The sequence below is a fragment of the Aliikangiella coralliicola genome, assembly GCF_007004725.1.
In the GTDB taxonomy this organism is placed as follows: Bacteria; Pseudomonadota; Gammaproteobacteria; order Enterobacterales; family Kangiellaceae; genus Aliikangiella; species Aliikangiella coralliicola.
Genome location: NZ_ML660172.1, coordinates 101,292 through 123,258 on the forward strand (window position 1 = coordinate 101,292; position 21,967 = coordinate 123,258).

At 41.4% G+C, this 21,967-nt stretch carries 21 protein-coding genes; 7 read left to right on the top strand and 14 right to left on the bottom strand.

What is annotated here, in order from left to right; genetic code table 11:
• The first annotated feature begins 367 nt into the window (after positions 1–367).
• The 4 genes from mpl to FLL46_RS25315 are packed head-to-tail and all read left to right on the top strand — an operon-like array spanning position 368 to position 4,109.
• Positions 368–1,735 (top strand): UDP-N-acetylmuramate:L-alanyl-gamma-D-glutamyl-meso-diaminopimelate ligase, encoded by a 1,368-nt coding sequence (gene mpl / locus FLL46_RS25300; RefSeq protein ID WP_142934989.1) that lies wholly within the window; start codon positions 368–370, stop codon positions 1,733–1,735.
• 5 nt (positions 1,736–1,740) lie between these two features.
• Entirely contained in the window at positions 1,741–2,355 is a 615-nt protein-coding gene (locus FLL46_RS25305) for a flavin prenyltransferase UbiX (protein ID WP_142934991.1), read from the top strand.
• Between the two features lie 51 nt (positions 2,356–2,406).
• On the top strand, positions 2,407–3,333 hold the full coding sequence (locus FLL46_RS25310; RefSeq protein ID WP_142934992.1) for an ABC transporter ATP-binding protein: 927 nt from the start codon (positions 2,407–2,409) through the stop codon (positions 3,331–3,333).
• A 2-nt stretch (positions 3,334–3,335) separates the two neighbouring features.
• Positions 3,336–4,109, top strand: a complete 774-nt coding sequence (locus FLL46_RS25315; protein ID WP_142934994.1) for an ABC transporter permease — start codon at positions 3,336–3,338, stop codon at positions 4,107–4,109.
• A gap of 30 nt (positions 4,110–4,139) precedes the next feature.
• Here FLL46_RS25315 and FLL46_RS25320 read toward each other — a convergent pair whose 3' ends face one another.
• Complete coding sequence (locus FLL46_RS25320) at positions 4,140–4,796, bottom strand: TIGR01621 family pseudouridine synthase (protein WP_142934996.1); 657 nt, start codon at positions 4,794–4,796, stop codon at positions 4,140–4,142.
• A gap of 502 nt (positions 4,797–5,298) precedes the next feature.
• Here FLL46_RS25320 and FLL46_RS25325 point away from each other — a divergent pair.
• Positions 5,299–5,676 carry a response regulator gene (locus FLL46_RS25325; RefSeq protein WP_142934998.1) on the top strand — a complete coding sequence of 126 codons (378 nt, stop codon included), beginning with the start codon at positions 5,299–5,301 and terminating at the stop codon, positions 5,674–5,676.
• A gap of 204 nt (positions 5,677–5,880) precedes the next feature.
• Here FLL46_RS25325 and FLL46_RS25330 read toward each other — a convergent pair whose 3' ends face one another.
• Together FLL46_RS25330 and FLL46_RS25335 are read right to left on the bottom strand one after the other, a co-directional pair.
• Positions 5,881–7,626, bottom strand: a complete 1,746-nt coding sequence (locus FLL46_RS25330) for a sensor histidine kinase (RefSeq protein ID WP_142935000.1) — start codon at positions 7,624–7,626, stop codon at positions 5,881–5,883.
• A 179-nt stretch (positions 7,627–7,805) separates the two neighbouring features.
• The gene (locus tag FLL46_RS25335; RefSeq protein WP_142935002.1) at positions 7,806–8,705 is read right to left on the bottom strand and encodes a ketopantoate reductase family protein; all 900 of its coding nucleotides are present in this window, start codon (positions 8,703–8,705) and stop codon (positions 7,806–7,808) included.
• A gap of 93 nt (positions 8,706–8,798) precedes the next feature.
• On the opposite strand from FLL46_RS25335, the gene FLL46_RS25340 reads away from it, so the two are divergent.
• Positions 8,799–10,055 (top strand): AmpG family muropeptide MFS transporter, encoded by a 1,257-nt coding sequence (locus tag FLL46_RS25340; RefSeq protein WP_246119403.1) that lies wholly within the window; start codon positions 8,799–8,801, stop codon positions 10,053–10,055.
• A 57-nt stretch (positions 10,056–10,112) separates the two neighbouring features.
• Here the strand turns inward: FLL46_RS25340 and FLL46_RS25345 are convergent, their stop codons facing one another.
• The 5 genes from FLL46_RS25345 to FLL46_RS25365 form a co-directional block, all read right to left on the bottom strand.
• Positions 10,113–11,147: an ABC transporter permease gene (locus FLL46_RS25345; protein WP_142935004.1), complete on the bottom strand. Its 1,035-nt coding sequence runs from the start codon at positions 11,145–11,147 to the stop codon at positions 10,113–10,115.
• 4 nt (positions 11,148–11,151) lie between these two features.
• On the bottom strand, positions 11,152–12,033 hold the full coding sequence (locus FLL46_RS25350; RefSeq protein ID WP_142935006.1) for an ABC transporter ATP-binding protein: 882 nt from the start codon (positions 12,031–12,033) through the stop codon (positions 11,152–11,154).
• Positions 12,034–12,182: 149 nt separating this feature from the next.
• Positions 12,183–12,950, bottom strand: coding sequence for a TIGR04219 family outer membrane beta-barrel protein (locus tag FLL46_RS25355; protein ID WP_142935007.1), 768 nt, complete (start codon positions 12,948–12,950; stop codon positions 12,183–12,185).
• Positions 12,951–13,057: 107 nt separating this feature from the next.
• Complete coding sequence (locus tag FLL46_RS25360) at positions 13,058–13,708, bottom strand: YajG family lipoprotein (RefSeq protein WP_142935009.1); 651 nt, start codon at positions 13,706–13,708, stop codon at positions 13,058–13,060.
• A 301-nt stretch (positions 13,709–14,009) separates the two neighbouring features.
• Positions 14,010–15,284, bottom strand: coding sequence for a methyltransferase (locus FLL46_RS25365; RefSeq protein ID WP_142935011.1), 1,275 nt, complete (start codon positions 15,282–15,284; stop codon positions 14,010–14,012).
• Positions 15,285–15,497: 213 nt separating this feature from the next.
• On the opposite strand from FLL46_RS25365, the gene FLL46_RS25370 reads away from it, so the two are divergent.
• On the top strand, positions 15,498–15,866 hold the full coding sequence (locus FLL46_RS25370; protein ID WP_142935013.1) for a response regulator: 369 nt from the start codon (positions 15,498–15,500) through the stop codon (positions 15,864–15,866).
• An 11-nt stretch (positions 15,867–15,877) separates the two neighbouring features.
• Here FLL46_RS25370 and FLL46_RS25375 read toward each other — a convergent pair whose 3' ends face one another.
• The 6 genes from FLL46_RS25375 to glnD all read right to left on the bottom strand — a co-directional run bounded on the left by FLL46_RS25375 (position 15,878) and on the right by glnD (position 21,948).
• On the bottom strand, positions 15,878–16,024 hold the full coding sequence (locus FLL46_RS25375) for a DUF2897 family protein (protein ID WP_142935014.1): 147 nt from the start codon (positions 16,022–16,024) through the stop codon (positions 15,878–15,880).
• Positions 16,024–16,716, bottom strand: coding sequence for a M15 family metallopeptidase (locus tag FLL46_RS25380; protein WP_168204322.1), 693 nt, complete (start codon positions 16,714–16,716; stop codon positions 16,024–16,026). Before FLL46_RS25380 ends, FLL46_RS25375 begins: the two co-directional genes overlap by 1 nt.
• A gap of 142 nt (positions 16,717–16,858) precedes the next feature.
• A complete protein-coding gene (gene dapE, locus FLL46_RS25385) occupies positions 16,859–18,013 on the bottom strand; it encodes a succinyl-diaminopimelate desuccinylase (protein WP_142935018.1) in 1,155 nt (384 codons plus the stop codon).
• Between the two features lie 72 nt (positions 18,014–18,085).
• A complete protein-coding gene (locus tag FLL46_RS25390; RefSeq protein ID WP_142935019.1) occupies positions 18,086–18,439 on the bottom strand; it encodes a Spx/MgsR family RNA polymerase-binding regulatory protein in 354 nt (117 codons plus the stop codon).
• Positions 18,440–18,453: 14 nt separating this feature from the next.
• Positions 18,454–19,278, bottom strand: a complete 825-nt coding sequence (gene dapD, locus FLL46_RS25395; protein ID WP_142935021.1) for a 2,3,4,5-tetrahydropyridine-2,6-dicarboxylate N-succinyltransferase — start codon at positions 19,276–19,278, stop codon at positions 18,454–18,456.
• A 15-nt stretch (positions 19,279–19,293) separates the two neighbouring features.
• Positions 19,294–21,948, bottom strand: coding sequence for a [protein-PII] uridylyltransferase (gene glnD / locus FLL46_RS25400; protein ID WP_142935023.1), 2,655 nt, complete (start codon positions 21,946–21,948; stop codon positions 19,294–19,296).
• Positions 21,949–21,967 lie beyond the last annotated feature (19 nt).

The window sequence follows — 21,967 nt, forward strand, 5'->3', positions numbered from 1 at the left end:
ACGTTACAGATTAAATTTCTAATGATCAAACTATCGAAAATCATGCTTGTCCTCTAGGTAATAGGGTATGTGAATGCCTATTGATTGAACAAATGCCTACTTTGATAATATCAATGCTCGCTAGCCTGTGCCACTAAATAGCCAATTATGTGACCTAAGGCGTATTTTTCGGGTTAGAAGAAAATACTAAGGAGTGTCCAACCAGATTGACTCGGGTTAAATTGGTTATACCGCTAAAATTTGATTATTGATTGTAGATTTCTATGACTTTCTATTAATTGGTTTACATCGGTTAGCCCGGTAATATTTCCGTGCTACAATTCCCCCCAAAATCTGATATTAAACAGTTAATAGCGAGCAATTCTTCATGCACATCCATATTCTTGGTATTTGCGGTACTTTTATGGGCGGTATTGCGCGTCTTGCGGTTGAGAAAGGTTTTAAAGTGACAGGCTCTGACCGCAACTGTTATCCGCCAATGAGTGATCAACTTGAATTGTTGGGAATAACACTGCACGAAGGGTATGACGCAAACCAGTTGAAAAGTGAACCTGATTGTGTGGTGGTTGGCAATTCGATGTCGCGAGGTGTCGAGGTCATTGAAGCGTTGCTAGATTCCAATCAGCGCTATCGCTCCGGTCCACAGTGGCTAAACGAAAATATTCTTCATGACAAGTGGGTTATCGCCGCCGCTGGTACTCACGGCAAAACTTCCACTGCAAGCATGATCACTTGGATTCTTGAGGCCAATGGATATAACCCAGGATTCTTGATTGGTGGGGTGATGGAGAATTTTGGCGTTTCAGCCAGACTAACGGATTCGCCGTTTTTTGTCGTTGAAGCCGATGAATATGACACAGCGTTTTTTGATAAACGCTCAAAGTTTGTTCACTATCGCGCTAGAACCTGCATTTTAAATAATCTTGAATTTGACCATGCGGATATTTTTAAAGATTTAGAAGCTATCGAAACTCAGTTTCATCATCTTGTGCGTACAGTCTCTGGAAATGGGTTGATTATCAGACCTTTTGTTTCAGAGTCACTTGACCGAGTCATCGAAAAAGGATGCTGGTCTCCGGTACATTCTTTTGCGTTGTCAAAAGGTAATACAACAAGCGAATGGAGTGCGAAAAAAGTTTCACAAGATGGAAGCCATTGTGAAATTTATTTTAAGGGAGAAAATGTGGGTGAGCTTCGCTGGGAGTTAATTGGTGATCATAATGTGAGTAATGCTCTTGCTGCAATTAGTGCGGCTCATCATGTAGGGATTTTGCCGGAGCATGCGATTAAATCTTTAGCCAGTTTTAAGAATGTAAAACGCCGCATGGAAGTGAAAGGTTGTGTGAATGATATTACGGTGTATGATGATTTTGCTCATCATCCTACGGCGATCAAAACGACGTTACAAGGGCTGCGCGATAAAGTCGGAAAAAGACGAATTATTGCTGTTGTCGATCCGCGTTCAAACACGATGAAAATGGGATTTCATAAGAATACGCTAGTTGACGCTGTGTCATCAGCTGATGTCTCTTTATTTCATATGCCTAAAAGTTTTGACTGGAAGTTTAATTTTGAAAATATTGATAATATTATCGCTCTTGAGTCTCCTGAACTCATTATTGAAAAGCTGCGCAAATTAGTTCAACCGGGCGATAGTGTTTTGATTATGAGTAATGGTGGTTTCGGCGGTATTCATGATCGATTACTAAAAGTATTAGCCGGCGACGTGGAGTAAATTGTTTGAGTCAGGAAAAGAGAATTACTTTAGGTATTACCGGCGCGTCAGGTGCTATTTATGCCGTTAATTTATTGAAAAATCTGACGGTTCATTATCAAGAAGTCCACTTGATGATTTCCGATGCCGCGAGAATTGTTATGGCAACGGAAATCGATCTTAAGCTTCCTGAAGCACCGCAAAAAATTCAACAATTACTAACTGAGCTTTGTGAGTGCTCCAGTGATGTTATAAAAGTCTATTCAAAAGAAAATTGGTATTCACCGGTTGCTAGCGGTTCGGCCGCGCCTAAGCAAATGGTGGTTTGTCCAGCGAGTATGGGGTGCGTCTCTGCGATAGCCACCGGTGCGAGTAATACCTTGTTAGAGCGCGCGGCAGATGTTGTGATTAAGGAACAAGGACAATTAATTTTATTACCGAGAGAAATGCCGTTTTCTACCATTCACCTCAGAAATCTGTTAACGCTTAGTGAAGCTGGCGTTACCATTATGCCTGCTGCACCGGGACTTTATGGTCAACCAGAAAGTATCGACGACCTTGCTGATTTTGTCTCGGCACGTGTATTGAATCATTTAGGCATTGACAACCAGCTCGGCCACGCCTGGGGCTACAAACGTTAGTCCAAATCAAAATATCATCAATAAGAACTCGTTGCTCCTTCGGAATAATCTATGACAGAAAAAGCCATTGAAATAATCGATTTGAAGAAAAAATATGCCAATCGGGTTGAAGCCCTGAAAGGGATCTCATTTAGTGTAGAAAAAGGGGATTTTATTGCGCTGTTAGGACCAAATGGAGCAGGTAAATCAACGACCATCGGCGTTATTTGTTCGCTGGTTAATAAATCTTCGGGAACGGTTAAAGTGTTTGGCCATTCGATTGACTCTGAGTTAGAGGCAGCTAAACGCTGCATTGGTCTAGTGCCACAGGAGTTTAATTTTTCACAGTTTGAAACGTGCCGCCAGATTGTCGTAACCCAGGCTGGTTACTATGGAGTCACCAGAGCTGTTGCCAATGAACGCGCGGAAAAAATATTAAAGCAACTGGCATTGTGGGAAAAACGTGACACTCAGGCTCGAGAGCTCTCGGGCGGAATGAAGCGGCGTCTAATGATTGCTCGTGCACTCATGCACGAACCAAAAGTTCTCATTCTAGATGAGCCGACTGCTGGCGTTGATATAGAAATTCGCCGCTCGATGTGGGAGTTTCTCACTAAAATAAACAAACAGGGAACAACCATTGTTTTAACCACGCATTACCTGGAAGAAGCCGAACAATTGTGCCGTAATATTGCGATTATTAATCATGGTGAAATTATCGAGAATACGACTATGAAAGATTTGATCTCGCGACTTGATCGGGAGACTTTTGTTCTCGATGTTGACAAAACGCCGCAAGAATTTCCTTGTATTGACGAAGTTTGTTTCCGGCATAGGGATGATTCGAGCATAGAAATTGATGTTCCTAAATCTGCGGCGTTAAATAATGTTTTTGAGTGGTTGACGAAGCAGGAAATAAAAGTTTTGAGTATGCGTAACAAATCGAACCGTCTGGAAGAATTGTTTGTTCAATTAACAGAAAAGAATAATGAGAACTAGTCATGTTTAACCGAGAATCCCTTATAGCATTGCAAAGTATTTGCATTAAAGAAATCACTCGCTATTTTCGAATTTGGGTACAAACGTTGCTGCCACCGGCTATCACAATGACATTGTATTTTGTTATTTTTGGTCAGCTAATTGGTCAGCGGGTTGGTCAAATGGGCGGTGTGAGTTATATGGAATATATTGCGCCTGGAATTATCATGATGTCGGTGATCACTAACTCTTACTCCAATGTAGTATCTTCATTTTTTAGTGCCAAGTTTCAGCGCTCGATAGAAGAGATGTTAGTTTCCCCCGTACCAACCGTATACATTTTGCTGGGGTATATTTTTGGCGGTGTCAGCCGCGGATTATTAACAGGCGTTATTGTCACTATTGTCGCTTCTCAATTTGTCAGCTTTCAGGTAAACAGTTGGCCAGTGGTTATTTTCGTGGTTACGCTGACTTCTATGTTGTTTGCAACCGGTGGTTTAGTGAATGCGATTTTCGCGAAAAAGTTCGATGACATTTCCATTGTGCCGACTTTTATTTTGACGCCATTAACTTACCTTGGTGGCGTTTTTTATTCGATTAAATTACTGCCTGAATTCTGGCAAACCGTATCGCTCGCTAATCCCATTTTATATATGGTGAATGCTTTTCGATACGGCTTCCTCGGTTTTTCTGACATTAATATAACTAACGCTTTGATATTGATCAGTCTGTTTATTGTTGGCTTGCTCTCACTTGCCTATTATTTGCTATCGAAAGGAATCGGTATTCGCACTTGATTACGCAGTGATAAATTACTATTCCTGACTTTAAAATAATTGGTCAAAATAATCGATACAATCGTTAAGCTCTGGCACAAGATAAAATTGACCTGTGTCAGGCGCACAGCGACAATTAATAAGTTCGCCTTTCCAGGTAAAACTTAGTTGGTAGGCATGAAGATAACCTCTGTCAGATTGAGTACCGCCGTACCTTTGATCTCCCAAAATGGGAGCGCCTAGAGATTTTAATGCAACTCTGATTTGGTGGGTTTTTCCAGTCTGCGGTTTGACCCAGAAAAAGCGTTGGCCCGGAAGCAGGGAGCGAGTATAGAATTGGGTTAATGCTGGATTGTTTAATGACTGGCTTAGCTTCCAACTCCCATCGCGGCTTTTTTGCATATCACCTTTAATTTTCCCTTGTTTCTTTTTGGGCTTTTTATCACTCAATGCAATGTAAACCTTGTCGATTTTTCGTTGCCCAAACAGTTGGCCGAAGTGGTTCGCTGACGTTTTATTTTTGGCTAAAATTAGCAAACCCGATGTCATCTGATCTAAACGATGGACCGGCCAAAGCTCAGTTTCTAGCTGACGTTTTAGCTGATTGAAAAAGCCAATGTTATCGTCGTTATCTTGAATTGAGATATTGGCTGGTTTGCTAACAATTAGAAAGTCTGGGTTTTTGTAGACAATGTTGATGTCTATCACTTTATTTCACCTGCTATTTGGTAAACTATCTCTTAGTGAAATAAATAACTTTGTATTTTCCTGGAAATATACGAAGCCATTTATTTTTGAATGAATAAAAATTAACGAATGAGCGGGCTTTCTCATCTTGAGTTGCCTGATATGAGTGGGGCCGGGCAGGGAAAACACCGAGCTTATTATCATTTTCATTCAGAGATTTTTACTCATAAGAATAAATATTTTTTAAACTAATTTTATTTTGGCTATGCGATAAAGCAAGCCTCTTCCTATTGTTGAATTATTGAGATTTTTTAACTGTAATTCATTGTTATTATTATTAATCTGTCCCATTTTAACAATAAATATAATCTCAGTGGATTTAATTTGTTTGGTGATTCGGATATAATCCAGTTGGTTGAATAAACTTGAAATCTGAAAAATTTAAATAATAATGAGAATATAGGATGCGGTTTTCGGGACATGCTCAAAAAGGGCATACAAGGAATTTTAGGGAGTTGTAGTTATGGCATTGGTATTGATCGTTGACGACGATCCACAGATGTTACGCCTTCTGACTGATGTGGTTGAGCTCGATAAGCATGATGTGCTTCTAGCGCAGGATGGCGCGTTGGCAATCGAATATTTTGAACATCAATTGCCTGATCTGATGATTACCGATATTCTAATGCCAAATAAAGAGGGGTTAGAATTAATCTCTGAAGTTCGCGAAAAATTCCCTGGTATCAAAATAATTGCCTATTCCGGCGGCGGCTCCTCTGATCCTGAAAGCTACCTTGAATTTGCTAGCGGAATGGGCGCTGACAAGGTTTTTAGTAAACCTATGCCGCTAGGCGAGTTGCGGCAGGAAATCCAGTCGCTGTTGTCTGAATCCGTTAATTAAAAGCACTTTTCCCATATTGCTTAGCTTCGCTCTAGAAGTTCAAACCCCTGGATGTACTCCAGAAGCTCAAACTAGACCTGCTCAAATCTGAACCGATTCTGCTATTTCTGCAGAAATTAGCTGATGTCAGCAAGCTGGATACCCTAAAAACAGGGAGTCGGCTGCTCTATTTCACTTTCAACAGCCTAAGACTTCAATTACAGCTTATTGAAGTTCAACGGTAAACCAGAACTGGCTGCCTTTTCCTGGTTCGCTGATGACACCAATTTCTCCTCCCATTAGTTCGGCGAGGTATTTAGATACAATTAACCTGAGCCGTCCAGCGAAGCTGCTATTGGTGAGCTTGGTTTGTTGTTCCAAAGAGTCGAAAAGTCCATCTTGCGCATCTTGTGGGATGCCTACACCTGAATCTTTTACGGTAAATTTCAATAGCTGTTTGTCACCGTCTTGAAACGCATTGACAAACAAGTTCACATCACCTTGTTTGGTGAAACGAATCGCGTTACCGAGCAGGTTGCGCAATATTTGTTTTATTCGAGTCACATCCGCCACCACCTCTGTCGGAATGTCTGGATCGCTGCTGGCTTGAAGCGATAGACCTTTCTCGTTTGCGTAGTGGGAAAGTTCAGAAGACAAATCGTCGATAAGTTGACGCACGCTAAAAGTAGATGGGTTGAGTTTCAGCATATTCGCGTCTAACTTAGAGAAATCCAGAATATTGTTCAGATTATCTACCAGCGTTCTGGTTGAGCGTTTGGCGATGCTGAGTAATTGCTTGGGTTCAGACTCAAATTCATATTCAGATAAAAGCCTGAGCATACTCACAACAGACTTCATGGGAGTTGTAATCTCATCGCCCATACGCGATAGAAATTCGGATTTTCTTCTCGGTGCGGCAACTGCGCTGTCCCTTTCGCTCGTTAAAGAAGAGGTGGTTTGGCGCAACCGTTTTTCGCTCTCCTGCAATTTTCGAATTTCCAGGGTGAGAGTTTTCTTTTGTTGTACGAGCTGTTCAAACCTTGTGCGTATTGAGCGTATTGTATCTGCGATATCTACATCATGGGTCAGGTTTTGAAGTGTGGTCAGGCGGTTTATTTGTTCAGCGATTGGTAAGTTGATGTCTAATGTATCACCGAGTAGCTGTGCATTTTTTCTGGATGCATTAACCTGTTTTAATACCATTATCACGAGAATAATTGTTAGTACAATGCCAACAACCAAAAAAAGCATACTGCTGGAAAAGGCCGCTGGTGGCGAAACTAAAAGGACCAACTTCCAGATGGTTGAGCTAATCGATTTAGGCCATTCAACTTCAACCAGATCATAATTTTGCAAGCTTGGAGAGGTATCAATACTGACGGTTTGAATGAGATTGTTTTTGGTTACTGCAACCGGTATTTGGGTAAAATGATGGAACTGTTTTAGTGTTTTTGCATCGAAGTATTTAATGCCGATTAATGTTCCGATTATTTCGTTTTCCACGTTTTTAATTGGCACGAGAATAATCGTTGCGGGCGCATTTCTGAATTCACGCAATAGCGTGATTGTTTTCTTGTTTTTGTATAATCTTTCAAGTGGGTTTTTCAACTCTGAAAGCTGTCCTGCGCGAGAAGGTTTTTCAAAGTAAAGTACATTATTGCTGCGGGCATGAGCACCAACCAGAGACAACCCTGCAGCATTGAATAGTGTTTTTTGGGAGTCTAACCAGTACGACCACTCAGATGCTGGATTGGATTGCCAAAACGAATTAAAAGATAAAGATTCGAGAGATTCTTGCAGTGAGGTTAGATTTTGTTCTATCTGGTTGGCGAGCTGTTCCGCGCCCAGTTTTGCTGCACCAGAATCGCTGTGCGGAGTGGTCGAAACGCTCGATTGAGTTATCACCAATAAGGCGGTGAAAATTGTGCCTATCAACAGCGTCACTAATATCGAAATTCTAGATGGAGTCATACCAGGTTAGCTCGCCTATTTAAATATTCTTATGGTTATTATTGGCCATAAGCCTATCAGAAGATTAATGTTTCTACTCAGTTTGTGATCAGAATTGTGATCAATTACCTCATGTGAGTTTAGCAGAATATCAAAACATCTATTAGCCCGACATTAAGAGATAATTTGCTGTTTATATTCTAATTTTCTAATGCTTTGATTTTTTTGATGATTTCAACGTGCTGAGATAATTCGATTTGCTGCTTTTTTGCACAGTCAATCAAGTATCCATTAATAAAATCGATTTCTGTCGTCTTGTTGGCGCGAATATCCTGGAGCATAGAAGACTGATTATTGCGGGTGTTGTGGGCGACTAGTTCTACTTGTTCCTTGATTTCATGAAAAGACATCTTGGGCAAAATGAGTTTCAATATTGGGGTTAATTCTTTAAGCAAAGATTCAGCTTGAGCGTTTAACTTTCCATCAGAAAGAACGCTCGAATTTAGTTGTCCATTAATGGCCGTTAGCGGGTTAATTATTGCGTTAATGACTAACTTTAAGTTCATCGCCTGGCGATGAGCGTTATTCCAGCTAACACAAGGTAAACTTTCGTTAAGCTGTTGAATTAGTGTCTGATATTCTTGTTCTGAGTAGTTGGAGTTGATATTGCCGATAACTGTTTTTCCGTTCCCGGTATGGACTAGTTCGTTTTCCTGTATGTAGGCGCCATGGATAATCGACGCGTGAATGACCGCCATCTGTGGAAGGTATTGTTCAACAATTTCAAGTAGGCCCATGCCATTCATCATGAGTATGATATGACAGGGTTTTGTCATAATTTGACTTAACTGTTGACAGAGTTTCTCCAGCTGATGCGCCTTTACACAGATTAGAATAATATCTGCATCTTTCCAGTCTTCGATAGTTTGGTAGTTGATTTTTTGTTCGAAATTACCAAGAGGAGACTGGATTTGAAGAAATTGTGGCGAACGTGGCGAGCGCGAATACAAAGTCGCTTTATGACCATGATTGATGAGAAAGCTCGTCCACAAATGGCCGATAGCGCCAGCACCGATGATGTTAAAACTGAGTTTTTTCATGAACAAGTATTATTTGAATTAACAAATGTATAAGATGGACAACAGTTTAAAGGATGGGCATTTACCAAATCAAACTATCTTAAGGGGCTTAGTTTGCAAGATAATAAAAATAAAGTCAGTTTTAGAGAAGTTATTTTAAATAAAAAAATGGTGGTTTGCTTATTTACCGGGTTCGCATCTGGTTTGCCACTTTATCTCCTCATTCAGTTAGTTCCTGGTTGGTTAAGGAATAATGGGGTTGATCTATCGACCATTGGTTTATTTGGCATTATTCTTTTTTCTTATAATTGGAAGTTCGTCTGGTCGCCCTTAATGGAGCGATACACGCCACCGTTTTTGGGTAAGCGAAAAGGCTGGATGATTTTGACGCAAGTTCCCCTGATAGCGTTAACGTCACTGCTTATTGTTTTACAACCTTCAAGTCAGATTGGATTGATCGCAATGGTTGTGGGGGCGATTGGTTTTTTTAGCGCGAGTCAGGATATTGTATTAGATGCTTACCGCAGGGAGTTGTTAACAGACGATGAAATGGGGATGGGAACTTCGATATTCGTTAACGCCTATAAATTTTCCTCGCTAATTCCTGGCGGATTATCACTCATTATTGCTGATTGGTTTTCATGGGAGTGGGCCATCGGGACCGCGGTGATTTTTCTTTTTGTTGGTCTGATTACCACCTTAATCATTAATGAGCTCCCCAAGTCTGGTTACCAGCCCGTCACAATTCAGGAAGCGGTGATTGACCCGTTTAAAGAGTTCTTTAATCGAAATGGTTGGCGAGAAGCTGCACTGGTATTACTTTTTCTGGTTTTGTATAAGTTGGGTGATAACATGGCTGTTGCGCTTGAAACCCCGTTCTTTTTCGATATGGGGTTTAACGGGACTGAAATAGGGACCGTTGCTAAATTATCCAAGTTATGGGCCTCGATTATTGGAACCGCGATAGGCGGAATTATCATGATTCGGCTGGGCATCAATAAAGCACTTTGGATATTCGGTTTTTTCCAGATTGGGACCATTCTTGGCTATGCTGTTTTGGCACAGGTTGGCAACAATATCTGGGTTTTATTTGCAGCTGTTAGTATGGAATATTTAGGGGTTGGATTAGGGACTGTGGGCGTTTTATCCTATATGTCTAAATTAACCAGTCGGAAGTTTACGGCGACTCAATTTGCTTTGTTGAGCAGTATCGCGACAATTCCACGAACATTTGCTGGTGCGACAACGGGATTTATTATTGAGGCTGTAGGATACTTTTCGTTTTTCGTTATCTGTTTTTGCTGCGCCATTCCTGGCATGTTATTACTACTCAAAGTTGCTCCCTGGAATGGGAAGCGAGATGACGAATAGTTTTATCGATACGCGGCAATTGCAATCGGGGGAAGATACTGGCTGAAAGATATGGGGTTAGGTTCTCTCAGAACCCCAATTAAACATCCAGCTACCGAGCGCCAAAAATATTAATGTCATTGCTGCGAGAACTAACAAGTTATATTGGACATCATATAAACTCGCACCATCGGTCATGATATCTCGCGACGCATTTAAAATATGGGTCAACGGAAATATTTGAGAAAATTTTTGCACGATTGGGTGGGCTCCTTCAAGTGAAAACCATACACCTGAAAGTAACATCATCGGCCAGGAAGCAAAATTTAATAAACCACCGGTAAACTCTTCGCTGCTTGATTTAGAAGCGATGAGTAAACTCAAAGCTATCATGCTACTGGCACCTAGAATGGCCACAATTAACAAATCGAGCACAGAGCCTAAAACATAAAAGTCGAGCAAAAAATTACAGCCAATAAATAAAATACTGGTGACCGCTATGACAATTAAAAGTCGTGACACAATTTGTGCAGATAAGAACTCGAAAGCGGTTAACGGCGTCGCTTGAAATCGTTTTAACACGCCATTTTTACGATAGCGAACTATGACGTAGCCGACACCAAATAAACAGCTGAACATCATATTCATACCCAAAATGCCAGGCATAACCCAATCGACATAACGAATGGCGCGACCATCAGTTTGCGAGCGTTGCATGTTTGGGTGTTGACCGATTAACAGTTGTTCAACGATATAACCTTTAGAAGAGGTTTCATTGACCCAGTATTGTTGTTGAGCAAAATCAACTAACAGATCAATTTTGTGTTGATCAACTTTTTGAATCGCTTTATCAACATCTTGATAAGCCACAAAGTCGATAAACTTTAAACTTTCAAATGCTTTCTTGTTTTCTGACACTTGCGCCTGGAGTTGAGTTGACTCTGAAGAAGTCTTTATCAATCCAACTTTATACAAGCTATTGCTTTCATCTGAAAACATAAAGCCAAAAGCGAATAAAAGTAAAACTGGGAACATAAAGTTCCAGGAGAGGGCAGCTCGATCACGGAAGAACTCTTTGTTTCTTGCGCTAAGGATAGCTAAAAACTTTTTCATCAACTTAGCCTCTTAACTGGTGTCCGGTTAGTTTAATAAAGAGATCTTCAAGGTTCGGAGAACGAACTTGCAAGCCGTCGAGGGAGATATCGTGTTCCAATAAAAACTTAATACTTGAATCGATATTTTCTGACAAGATTTCGACCCGATGGTTTTTTGTTTCGAAATCGATCTGGTTATTTGTCAGTGCGCCTTTTATTTCTCCAGGCAAACTAATAATCACACCATCAAAATGTTCTTTGAGCATTTGAGTTGGTGTTCCTTGATGAATGATATGTCCCTGGTCAACGATCACGATTTCATCGCAGAGTGATTCAGCTTCATCCATGTAGTGAGTGGTTAACAAAATAGTTTTTTTCTGTGATTTGATGTTGTTAATCAGTTGCCAAAAATTTCTGCGGGATTGCGGATCTAATCCGGTCGTGGGCTCATCCAGAAAAATAATCTTGGGATCATTGAGCATCGCTAACGCAAGCAACAATCTTTGGCGTTGTCCGCCAGAAAGCTTGCGTGTGTCCCGACTGATAATTTCTTCAAGTGCACATAGCTCGATCAACTCATCAATGGGCAATGATTTATGGTAAAAGTTGGCGAATAGCTTTAGCGTTTCTTTCACCGTAAGAAAGTCTTGAATGGCTGTATGTTGAAATTGAATGCCAACGCCTTGATAGTAATTTTTATCGAGCGGTTTGCCTTCGAATAAAATTTCGCCACTAGTTGGTTTTAAGATCCCTTCCATCATTTCGATGGTGGTGGTTTTTCCGGCGCCGTTTGGGCCGAGCAATCCGAAACAGCAACCCTCGGGAACATTGAAGCTGATGTTGTCTACTGCAACAGTTTCCGAGTAATGTTTGGACAGGTTTTTAATTTGAAGTAAATCAGCCATCGGAGGATTTTAAGGGTTGGCGTAGTAAAAGAAAAGAATCTTTTCAGAGGTTTCCATAAATTTGATTTGGAAACCTCTGACAATCGAGTTTTGAATCTGGTCGTCAGCTCTGCTTAAGAATGGTAACAGAGCTGATTGAGAGAATTGACTTAGAAGTGGTAGAAAACGCTAATGTAGGCACCATCAAATTCTAGATCGCCTTTAAAAGAGTCTTCTTCAACATCGAGGTCGAACATACGATATCCAGCTTTTGCACCCAGGCCCCAATCAGATTCATATCCAAAAGCAATCGAGGTGTCTGAAACTGAGTCGTCGTCATAGCTGATAATATTGAGCTGTCCGTCAATAAAAAAGCCGGTAAAGGGGAGGTCGATACGGCCAGATGCGTAAAGCAGTGGCAGGGTAAAGTCTAGCTCTTCAAATTCGTTCAGATTTGAACCTGTTGCTGGTGTCACCAATCTGACTTCTCCGTCATATTTGCGAAGAGTTAATCCGAGATCGAGATTAATCCAATTATCGAGAATTTCGTAGTAAAAGGTGAATTCTGTATTACTTGTGTCGAATGTTGTGCTTACCGCCTCATTAACGCTATAAGTTTCGCCACCGAATACAATTTCTCGAGTTAGCGTTGAACTTGCCGCATTATCCAGATCTGATGAGACAACTTTGATATTAGGCAAAAACGGCACTGGATGTTCTAGCGATGCCCAGATAACATTATGGGAGTCGTCATCAAAGCCAAGGTCATTCTGAATATCAATTGAGCTACCTAATACAGAACCTGAGTCAGAACTGATAGTTCCTGTATAATCTGGTGTCCACTGGTATGCCCCAACTTCAAAACCAGCGATATCCGCATAGGCTGCAGGTGCTAGAGTTACTGAAGCAATGGCCAAGGCTCCTAATACTTTTTTCATGATTTTCTCTCTTAATTGTCAGTACGGGCTAATTATGGACCATGATAAGAAAAAAAGGGAGTAAAATGTCACAGAATTACATTTGTCTCCCATATTTTGGTTATTAACTAACCTTGACCTCTAGCGAGTTCAATGAGGGCTGGATCACTGAACATGCCTGATAGCTGTTTACTCAGTAATTGGTTAACAACACCGGTGACATCGTTTTGGTTTGCTGGATTGGCAACTTCCTGGCTTCGAGACATTTTGTACAGTTTTTCAAATGTGCGACCTTTACTTTTAGCTTTCAGACGGAGGTGGCTAATGACTTCGACATTTGACTTAAAAAGTTCAGATGCAACGGTTGCTGAAAGTTGTTCAATGTGGAATTCTAGTGCAATGTCGGCAAGTAATGGTTTGGAAATTATCTTAAATTTGTGATGTTTCAGGTTATCAACTAATTTTTCTTTTAGCATAAATGCTTCATTGTCGGCAGCAGAGGTGACGACTTGTTTGTCTTTTTGAGAGGGAAGTTGCTTTCGCTTATCCAACACTTGCACTGACACCAGTGAAGCATGGCTGTGTAATTGTTCCGCCGTTGTTATTTCAGGGTCGATTAGATAATTGAGCTTTGCCGGAGTACAAGCAGCGATCACCAACACCAGTGAGGCCATTGATAGATTTCGGGCGAGCCGAGATGATTTGGAGTTGCTTAAACGGCTTGATGTGAACATTGAAGAAATTGATGTTAGCGCGTTTTGTGTCAATTGATTAATCATTGTGGATTCCCCTTTAAAATTTTTTGCCAATGATTGTCAGACCAATTTAGGTGTACTTTGAATTTACGTCTGGGTAAATTAAAGGCCACTCAATTAATCTCTGCTAATCTAAGGAGCGTAAAAATAATTTTCATTATCTTTTAAACTTCAAGATGAAACAATATTATGACAAGAATTTGAATGGCTTTCTTGATATTGTTGACAAATAATTTTGTAATCAGATTTTTCGCACCGATAATATTCAATAGTTAAACACACAATGTGACTATCAAAATGTTAATCGGTTATGTTAATTTTCCGATCATCGAGGCGATTCTGCTAACCAGATAATAAACTTTGGATCTTTCGAGACTATACTCGTTTTGCCAAAATAGCGCTTTAAAATCGGACCATACTTTAAATGCCGATTAGCCACAACGCGCAGCTCCCCACTTGATTTCAAACAACGCGCCGCTTCTTTAAACATATTTTTCGCTATCGACAGAGTTTGCACATTTTGCTGATGAAAAGGGGGGTTACAGAGAACATGATCATACTGATTACTTTCTACATCGGTCAGTCCATTGGTTTGGATGAATTGCGCGTTTGCCAGATCATTGATAAAAAAAGTCAGTCTAGATGATTCTACCGCCAGCGCAGATTCGTCAGTGAGTAAAAGCTCAGTGTCTGGATTATCACGTGCGATACAAGCACCGATAACGCCACTACCACATCCAAGATCAATCACTTTCTGATGTGGCTTGAAAGAGGGTAAGTGTCGCAATAAAACCTGTGTGCCAATATCAAGTTTATCACGGGAAAAAACACCTGGCAGTCCACATATTGTAATACCTGATTTATCTAGTCGATAGGTTTCAATGTCGCTTTCGCTTGAGATTGGTGCCTTATTTTCGCTAATAATCAGACGCGCTTTTTTTCTCGCTAATGATGTTTTCGTCGGGCCAATAATTGATTCAAACAGGTTAATGGTACTAACGTGAATATCTTTAGTCATTCCTGCGGCGACAATTTGAGTATCTGGGCCTATCCATCGCTTTAACTGTTTGAGTTGAAATTCAAGCAAACTTAAGTGTTTCGGGATCCGAAGTACTACCAGATCTATTGTCTTACTTTCACGGGGTGTTACGGAAAAATTGATCGGGTTATTTTCAATTGGGTGATGTTTATTTGTCGTTGTATCGGTAAGCTGAATTTGACGATGGTGATAGTCAAGCTCAAATGGTTTGGCTAAAATTTCACCAGTTACATTATTCCCCAAATTGATCTTGGTCGCTTTATTTGACAGGAATGAATCGCACCAATAGTCTGGGGCATAGTGATTTAATGTGACTGACAATGCGCCAAACTGATCATTGACAATTAATATTCGGCCGGACACCCGGTCTAAACTCAGTGAAAAACGTTGATTAAAATTCCCTTTATCAAAAAATGATTGAATACAACTTTGTGAATTGATCTGACTTAAAAAATCGATTAAATATTCATCAGCGGCGCTCCAGGCTCTAAGAGATTTATCATCGGTGCGCGGATATCGAATTAGCTTTAAATTTGCAACAGCAGGCAGGGAAATTGTCATTTCAATGATATTTCATTTAATTTGCCGTAGATTATACGTGAAAACAACGTAAATAAAGTTATTTGCAGAGAAAAAAGATAGATTATGAACTATGCTTACGACGTATGCATGGATGATATAACCGCTAACAAACAGCCTTGGCTGTCAATGTTTATTCGACGTTAATGGATGTTTTCCTTTATGAATTGAGTTAATTAAATTGAAGAACTAACCATGCACCTTCTTGTTGCTGATGACAATGAAATAAATTTAAGAGTAGCCTGCGCTTACCTAAAGGCGCTGGGTATTCCTGCTGAGTCGATCCACACGGCATCAAATGGGCGCGAGGCGACAGAACTTTGTGACCAACAGGATTTCGACCTTATTTTTATGGACATTCAAATGCCGGAAGTTGACGGAATAGAAGCCACCCGACAAATTCTGAAAAATAAGGAAATTAAACCCGCTATCGTCGCGCTAACTGCTAATACTTCGGAAGAAGCTGAAAGAGAGTATCGTAAAGCTGGCATGCAAATGGTGCTACACAAACCCGTGAACAAATCTGCTTTTATGAGTGCGCTAAAACTCGCCCAGACCACCTGAGCTATCATCGACTAATCGTCGTCTTCGTCATCAAACCCAGTTTTCGACTTATCGTAAGTGTCGGGGAATTTATATTTGTTAGCAGTTTTCAATAAAGTGATCATACCACCGACGATAAAGGCTAACACAAGTATGATAACGATCATTGCTGTGGTCATTAATCTGCTCCGCTAATATTACAAAAGTATTGTTGACGATAATGGTCAAGTCTTTCAATAATAAAATGCTTCTCTTTAATAACAGATGACTCTATATGCTGTTTGCAGGCGTCATAGTCGAAACTTTCGATAATCTTGTTTGCGGTATCATGATGAGATATGTGCCATGGTTCAACTGCAACTCCCCGGCGATATTCGCGGTAAGGTCTGAAGAAACCAAAGCGAGATAAATTTTCAGACAACCACTGCTCAAGTTGATAACAGGGGCCTTTTGCTGAAAATTCCTCGGGAACAAGTTCAACCTGATGTCCCTTTTCAATCGCTTCTGTTGCAAAAATGTCCAAGTCAGTTCCCCAATGGTGGCGACTAAAACCGGGCATCGCAGACCACAGACAGATGGCTTTATAGCGTTCGATACTCGACATTTGCGAAATATTTAATGGGCGGCCGTGGCGAGAATAAACCGGTTTGTAACCTTGCCACTTATCATTCCAGATAGCGAGCTGTCGGTCAAAACTTCGGTAGCTACTGATTATTGATATAGCAACACCTGACCGTGCTGCTTCTGCGAGTAACTCTGTTAACGGTTGTAAGATACTTTGGTGAACTAAAAATGGCTGGCCACCTGCGTTCTTTACTGGAAGCAGGTGAGATTCATCAATGCCGATAGATTGTTGCCAGGTTAGTTGCATGGCCATTCAATTTTTAATTTGTTTAAAAGTCGTTGAGCCAAAAATTTCATCGCTAAAATGAACAAATTTCAACATATTGAGTGTTGTTTTTGCAATCGAGCTATTTCGGTTTTTCACCGCTTAGACTAGCCAGAGCCGCAGATCAGACTAAAATTTGCTTAAGCGTTAAGTAGTAAATTTCACTCAATAGTTCCAGATCATCAACCTTAACACATTCGTTCACCTGGTGAATGGTTTTATTGATTGGGCCGAGCTCGACAATTTGTGCGCCGGTTTTGGCGATAAATCGTCCGTCAGAAGTGCCACCGCTGGTTTGCGGACTGGTTTTAACTGAACATACCTGCTTTATGGCGTTAGCGACGGCGTCAATCAGATCATGGGATTCTGTCAGGAATGGCTCGCCATTAAGTTTCCAGTCTAATTGGTAGTTGTCACAGTGTTTTTTAACCAGAGTTTCAACTTGCTGCTTAATTCGTTGGTGGCTTTGTTCGGTTGAATAACGCAGGTTAAATTCGAGTTTTACCTCTCCCGGAACAATATTAACTGCCTCGCCCGCGTTTATCTGTGTTACCTGGAGACTGGTTGGTGGAAAATGCTCGTTGCCTTCATCCCATTTGATGTTAATCAGCTCGTCGAGAAAGTGAGCAGATCGGTGGACCGCATTATCGGCAAGGTGAGGGTAGGCAACGTGTCCCTGAATGCCTTCAATCTTGAGCCATCCCGTTAGAGAGCCTCGTCTGCCGATTTTGATGACATCGCCTAATTGCGCAGTAGATGATGGTTCACCCACGATTGAATAATCAATCGCCTGACCGCGTTTTTGCAGTTCTTCCACCACCTTAACAGTGCCATTAATAAAAGGCCCTTCTTCATCGCTGGTAATCAAAAAGGCAATTGACCCTTTGTGTTCCGGATGTTCTGCAACAAATCGCCTGGTTGCCGTGAGCATTGCTGCTAACGAGCCTTTCATATCCGCCGCACCGCGTCCATACAATACGCCATCTTTAACGACGGGTTCAAAAGGCGGCGTGTGCCAGTTCTCTGATGGACCGGGGGGCACCACATCGGTATGTCCCGCAAACACAAAGCAGGGAGAGTTAGACGCTTTTTCCGGGGTTCGAATTGACCAGATATTTTGAGTATCGGCAAAATCCATATGCTCAGTATCAAACCCAAGGGCGTTTAAATATTCAGCCATAAAAGCTTGGCAGCCAGCGTCAGCAGGTGTAACCGACTGACGAGCGATCAAGTCTTTCGCGATTTCCAGTGTTGAAGCATCGAGTGATGGGTGTGACATGAAGATCCTTAATTGTATGGTTAAGAGCAGGCGACCATTGATTGTGGTTAAAATTCAGCTTTAAAGGCCTACCTATAAAAAACGAGATTGCCAGTCAGACTCGTCATAACCAACACTCCAAACGCCCTGATGGAATACAACAGGCCTTTTTACCAGCGTCGGGTTTTCAATAATCAACGGGATTAAATCACTTGGTTCGGTTAACGCTTTTTGACTATCATCCAGTTTTCGCCAGGTGAGTCCACGGCGATTGATCAATTTTTTCTGATCGATCTGGGAAAACCATTCTGCGACGACAGCTTCAGGCAAAGATTCTTTCTTAAAGTCATGAAACTCGGTGTCTAGCTGGTTTTCATTGAGCCATTTCAAGGCCTTTTTAACCGTATCACAATTTCTAATACCGTATACTTGAAGTGCGTTGCTCATAGATTGGCTCCAGATTAGTCGATGGTTCGAAGTAGCTCGTTAACAGAGGTTTTAGAGCGAGTTTTTTCGTCAACTTGTTTAACAATCACTGCACAAGCCAGACTATAACTACCATCTTCTGAAGGCAAGCTTCCGGGAACCACAACAGAACCAGCTGGCACTCTGCCATAACTGATTTCGCCAGTTTCACGGTTATAAATTCGAGTGCTTTGACCAATAAATACACCCATTGAAATGACACTGCCTTTTTCAACGATCACACCTTCGACCACTTCACTGCGCGCGCCGATAAAGCAATCGTCTTCAATAATAGTCGGGCTGGCCTGCAATGGTTCGAGCACACCACCAATTCCGACTCCGCCAGATAGGTGAACATTTTTTCCTATTTGCGCGCAAGAGCCAACCGTTGCCCAGGTATCAACCATAGTACCTTCGTCAATGTAGGCACCAATATTGGTGTAGCTTGGCATTAATACGACGTTAGGGGCTACGTAACAACCGTTTCTAACAACGGCTTGAGGCACTACTCGAACGCCCATTTGTGAAAATTCTTGTGAAGAAGTATTGGCAAATTTGAGCGGAACCTTGTCATAAAAATTAGTATGACCGGCGTCAATCACTTGATTGTCAAGAATTCTAAAAGAAAGCAATACTGCTTTTTTGGCCCACTCGTTAACGTGCCAGCCATCAGCGGTCGGTTCCGCAACTCTTAGCTCGCCTTTATCGAGCAGGCTGATAGTCGTTTGAACCGCTTCTGCCACCTCTGGCGATACGTTAGTCGGGGTAATTTCTGCTCTGGCGTCGAATGCTTGTTCGATAGTTTGAATAAGTTGATTCATGATTGTTTGAGTTTCCTATTTATCAAGACGCCGTTTAATTTCACGGCGAATTTTTTCGTGTTGTTTTTCATCAGTAATAGGTGAGTTGTTTCTATGACTGATAATAAAAGTATCTTCTACTTTTTCACCTAAGGTTGTGATGCGCGCATCGTGTAATTTAGTGTGAGTTGTTTTGAACGCTTCACCAACCATTGCCAAAAGTCCTGGTTGATCTCGCGTAGTTAATTCAAGCCGTGTGTAGCCGCTATATTCGTCAGCAACAAAGTCTACCTGGGTTGGTATATTAAAGTACTTGAATTGCCTTGGTAGTCGTCGTTGAACCGATAAATTGGCTGACTCGATATGCGTCGCATTATGGATTATCGCTTGCTTGATTTGCTGTTTAATCTGTTTGTCCTTCAGCGCATTTCCTTGTTCGTCTAAGACGAAAAAACTGTCATAACAATAACCATTTTTGTCGGTGTAAATATTTGCCGCCTGAATACTCAACCCTCGTTGATTTAGTGTAGCGGTCAACGCGGCGAACAAATTTTCTTTGTCTTCACCATAAACGAATACTTCGCTGCCGCTTCGATGTGGCGTTGTTTTTATACCCACAACAAAGTTTCCTTCGCTTGAGTTGTTAAGTATCTTTTGAGTTTGCCAGGCGACTGCTTGTGGCGACCGTTTTGAAAAATAAATATCGTCTAAATGCTGCCATAAGTTTTCAATTGACTCGCTTGAGATACCTTGCTCTAACAAAATATTTTTAGCGATTAATTGATTGTCTTTCCACGCGCGATCGATATCAGACTCTCTCTGTTGCAGGTAAGCTAAAGTGTTCAGATAAAGATCTTTTAGCAGCGAATCTTTCCACGAATTCCAAAGGCTATTACTCGTCGCTCTGATATCTGCAACGGTTAAAATGTAAAGGAGTTCTAATCGTTTTTGATCACCAACCAATTGAGCGAAATTTTTAATCACTTTTGGATCGGATATGTCGCGTTTTTGTGCGATTAATGACATCAGTAAATGGTTAGCCACCAACCATTCAACAATGGCGCCATGTTGCGGGTTGAGTTTGTGTTGTCGACAAAAATTTCCCGCGTCTTGTGCGCCGAGTTCACTATGATCTCCGCCGCGGCCTTTCGCGATGTCATGAAACAAACCGGCTAGAAAAATGATTTCAGGATTCTCTTGGCGCTGCATAATCTCACTGCACAGGGGAAATGCGTCACTCTGTTCAGGATCGGCAAAATCACTCAAGTTTTTTAGTAGAAAAAGTGTGTGCTCATCGACCGTGTAATTATGAAACATATCATATTGCATTTGGCCGGTGATCCGCTGAAAAGGTTCCAGATAATCAGCAAGAACGCCGCTTCTTTTCATCAGAAACATCGCGCGCGACGAAGTATGCAGAATATGCCAGAATTCCACAAATAACTGTTTGTTATCGGCATTCTTACGAAAAGACGACGTTATTTTATACCTTGCTGCCCGTATCGCCCTTAAGGTTGAGGCAGTGATCCCTTTTATTGAGGGGTCTTTGGCGACGTGTTGAAATACCCTCAAAAGTTGAGTGGGTTTTTTGACGAAAATTCTTGGTTCGATCGCGTCTACCCGCTGGTTAACAATCTGGAAATCTTGATCAAGCGGTACGATAGAAACAGGTGCATCATCGCGGTTAACATTTTCTTCCAAAACTTGTAGTAGAATATCAGAAATATTCCGAATAACGAGCGCTGCGCGATAGTAGCGTTTCATCATTTTTTCGACGGCTAAACTGTGTTGACTATCCTTATAGCCCATCATTTTTGCGGTGCTTTTTTGGTAGTCAAACAATAGGCGATCTTCAGTTTTCCCACTAACCAGATGAAGTGCAAAGCGAACCCGCCAGATAAATAATTGGCACTTAACGAGTGAGTAGTATTCCTTTTTGGTTATCAAGTTTTGACGAATGAGCTGATCCAGCGTTTTTGGGTAGTAAATACGTTGTGCAACCCAACTAATTAAGTGAATATCTCGGAGCCCACCGGGACTTGATTTTATGTTCGGCTCTAAATCAAAAGATGAACCATCAAATTTTTTATAACGAGCTTTTTGTTCTGCCGTTTTCGCCTCAAAAAATGCTTTCGCGTCCCAGATTTTGTCTGGCGAAGATTTTCGTTTAAGTTTGTCGAACAGAAATTGATTGCCGACCAACAAACGAGACTCCATGATGTTGGTGGCGATTGTGACATCTTGCCTGGCAATTTCGATGCATTGGTCAAGAGTCCGAACTGAGTGTCCTACTTTGAGACGGCAATCCCAAAGTAAAGAAATCAGATTTTCCAAGGATGCTTTTTGTTCTGGCAGAAGTTCGTTTTCACTGAGAACTAACAGGTCGATATCTGAATGAGGGTGTAGCTCTCCGCGGCCGTATCCGCCCACTGCTATTAACGCTAAATGATCGTCCAGGCCAAGGCGTTGCCACAAGGCAATAAGCATTTTATCGATGTGTCGTGCACGTGCGCGGACCAGGTTGCGCACGTTAGTACCCGCTTTAAATTCGTTAACAAGGTAGGCTGAGGAAGTTTCCAGGTAGGCTTTTAAATTCGCCAGAGACTGCTCCACGGTTTTTTCGGTTTGTTCAAAAGCCAGCAATGCGGATAACTGAGAACCTATGGAGGCACTTGGCTGGCTTTGCTTCATCAAAAATTCCGCAGGGTTA

Coding starts and splice junctions, on each gene's coding strand:
- FLL46_RS25370 (WP_142935013.1), top strand. CDS start 15,498: ATGCACCTTCTTGTTGCTGATGACAATGAAATAAATTTAAGAGTAGCC.
- FLL46_RS25335 (WP_142935002.1), bottom strand. CDS start 8,705: ATGAAAAAACTCAGTTTTAACATCATCGGTGCTGGCGCTATCGGCCAT.
- mpl (WP_142934989.1), top strand. CDS start 368: ATGCACATCCATATTCTTGGTATTTGCGGTACTTTTATGGGCGGTATT.
- dapD (WP_142935021.1), bottom strand. CDS start 19,278: ATGAATCAACTTATTCAAACTATCGAACAAGCATTCGACGCCAGAGCA.
- FLL46_RS25390 (WP_142935019.1), bottom strand. CDS start 18,439: ATGAGCAACGCACTTCAAGTATACGGTATTAGAAATTGTGATACGGTT.
- FLL46_RS25315 (WP_142934994.1), top strand. CDS start 3,336: ATGTTTAACCGAGAATCCCTTATAGCATTGCAAAGTATTTGCATTAAA.
- FLL46_RS25345 (WP_142935004.1), bottom strand. CDS start 11,147: ATGAAAAAGTTTTTAGCTATCCTTAGCGCAAGAAACAAAGAGTTCTTC.
- FLL46_RS25375 (WP_142935014.1), bottom strand. CDS start 16,024: ATGACCACAGCAATGATCGTTATCATACTTGTGTTAGCCTTTATCGTC.
- dapE (WP_142935018.1), bottom strand. CDS start 18,013: ATGTCACACCCATCACTCGATGCTTCAACACTGGAAATCGCGAAAGAC.
- FLL46_RS25310 (WP_142934992.1), top strand. CDS start 2,407: ATGACAGAAAAAGCCATTGAAATAATCGATTTGAAGAAAAAATATGCC.
- FLL46_RS25355 (WP_142935007.1), bottom strand. CDS start 12,950: ATGAAAAAAGTATTAGGAGCCTTGGCCATTGCTTCAGTAACTCTAGCA.
- FLL46_RS25365 (WP_142935011.1), bottom strand. CDS start 15,284: ATGACAATTTCCCTGCCTGCTGTTGCAAATTTAAAGCTAATTCGATAT.
- FLL46_RS25330 (WP_142935000.1), bottom strand. CDS start 7,626: ATGACTCCATCTAGAATTTCGATATTAGTGACGCTGTTGATAGGCACA.
- FLL46_RS25380 (WP_168204322.1), bottom strand. CDS start 16,716: ATGCAACTAACCTGGCAACAATCTATCGGCATTGATGAATCTCACCTG.
- glnD (WP_142935023.1), bottom strand. CDS start 21,948: ATGAAGCAAAGCCAGCCAAGTGCCTCCATAGGTTCTCAGTTATCCGCA.
- FLL46_RS25350 (WP_142935006.1), bottom strand. CDS start 12,033: ATGGCTGATTTACTTCAAATTAAAAACCTGTCCAAACATTACTCGGAA.
- FLL46_RS25325 (WP_142934998.1), top strand. CDS start 5,299: ATGGCATTGGTATTGATCGTTGACGACGATCCACAGATGTTACGCCTT.
- FLL46_RS25360 (WP_142935009.1), bottom strand. CDS start 13,708: ATGATTAATCAATTGACACAAAACGCGCTAACATCAATTTCTTCAATG.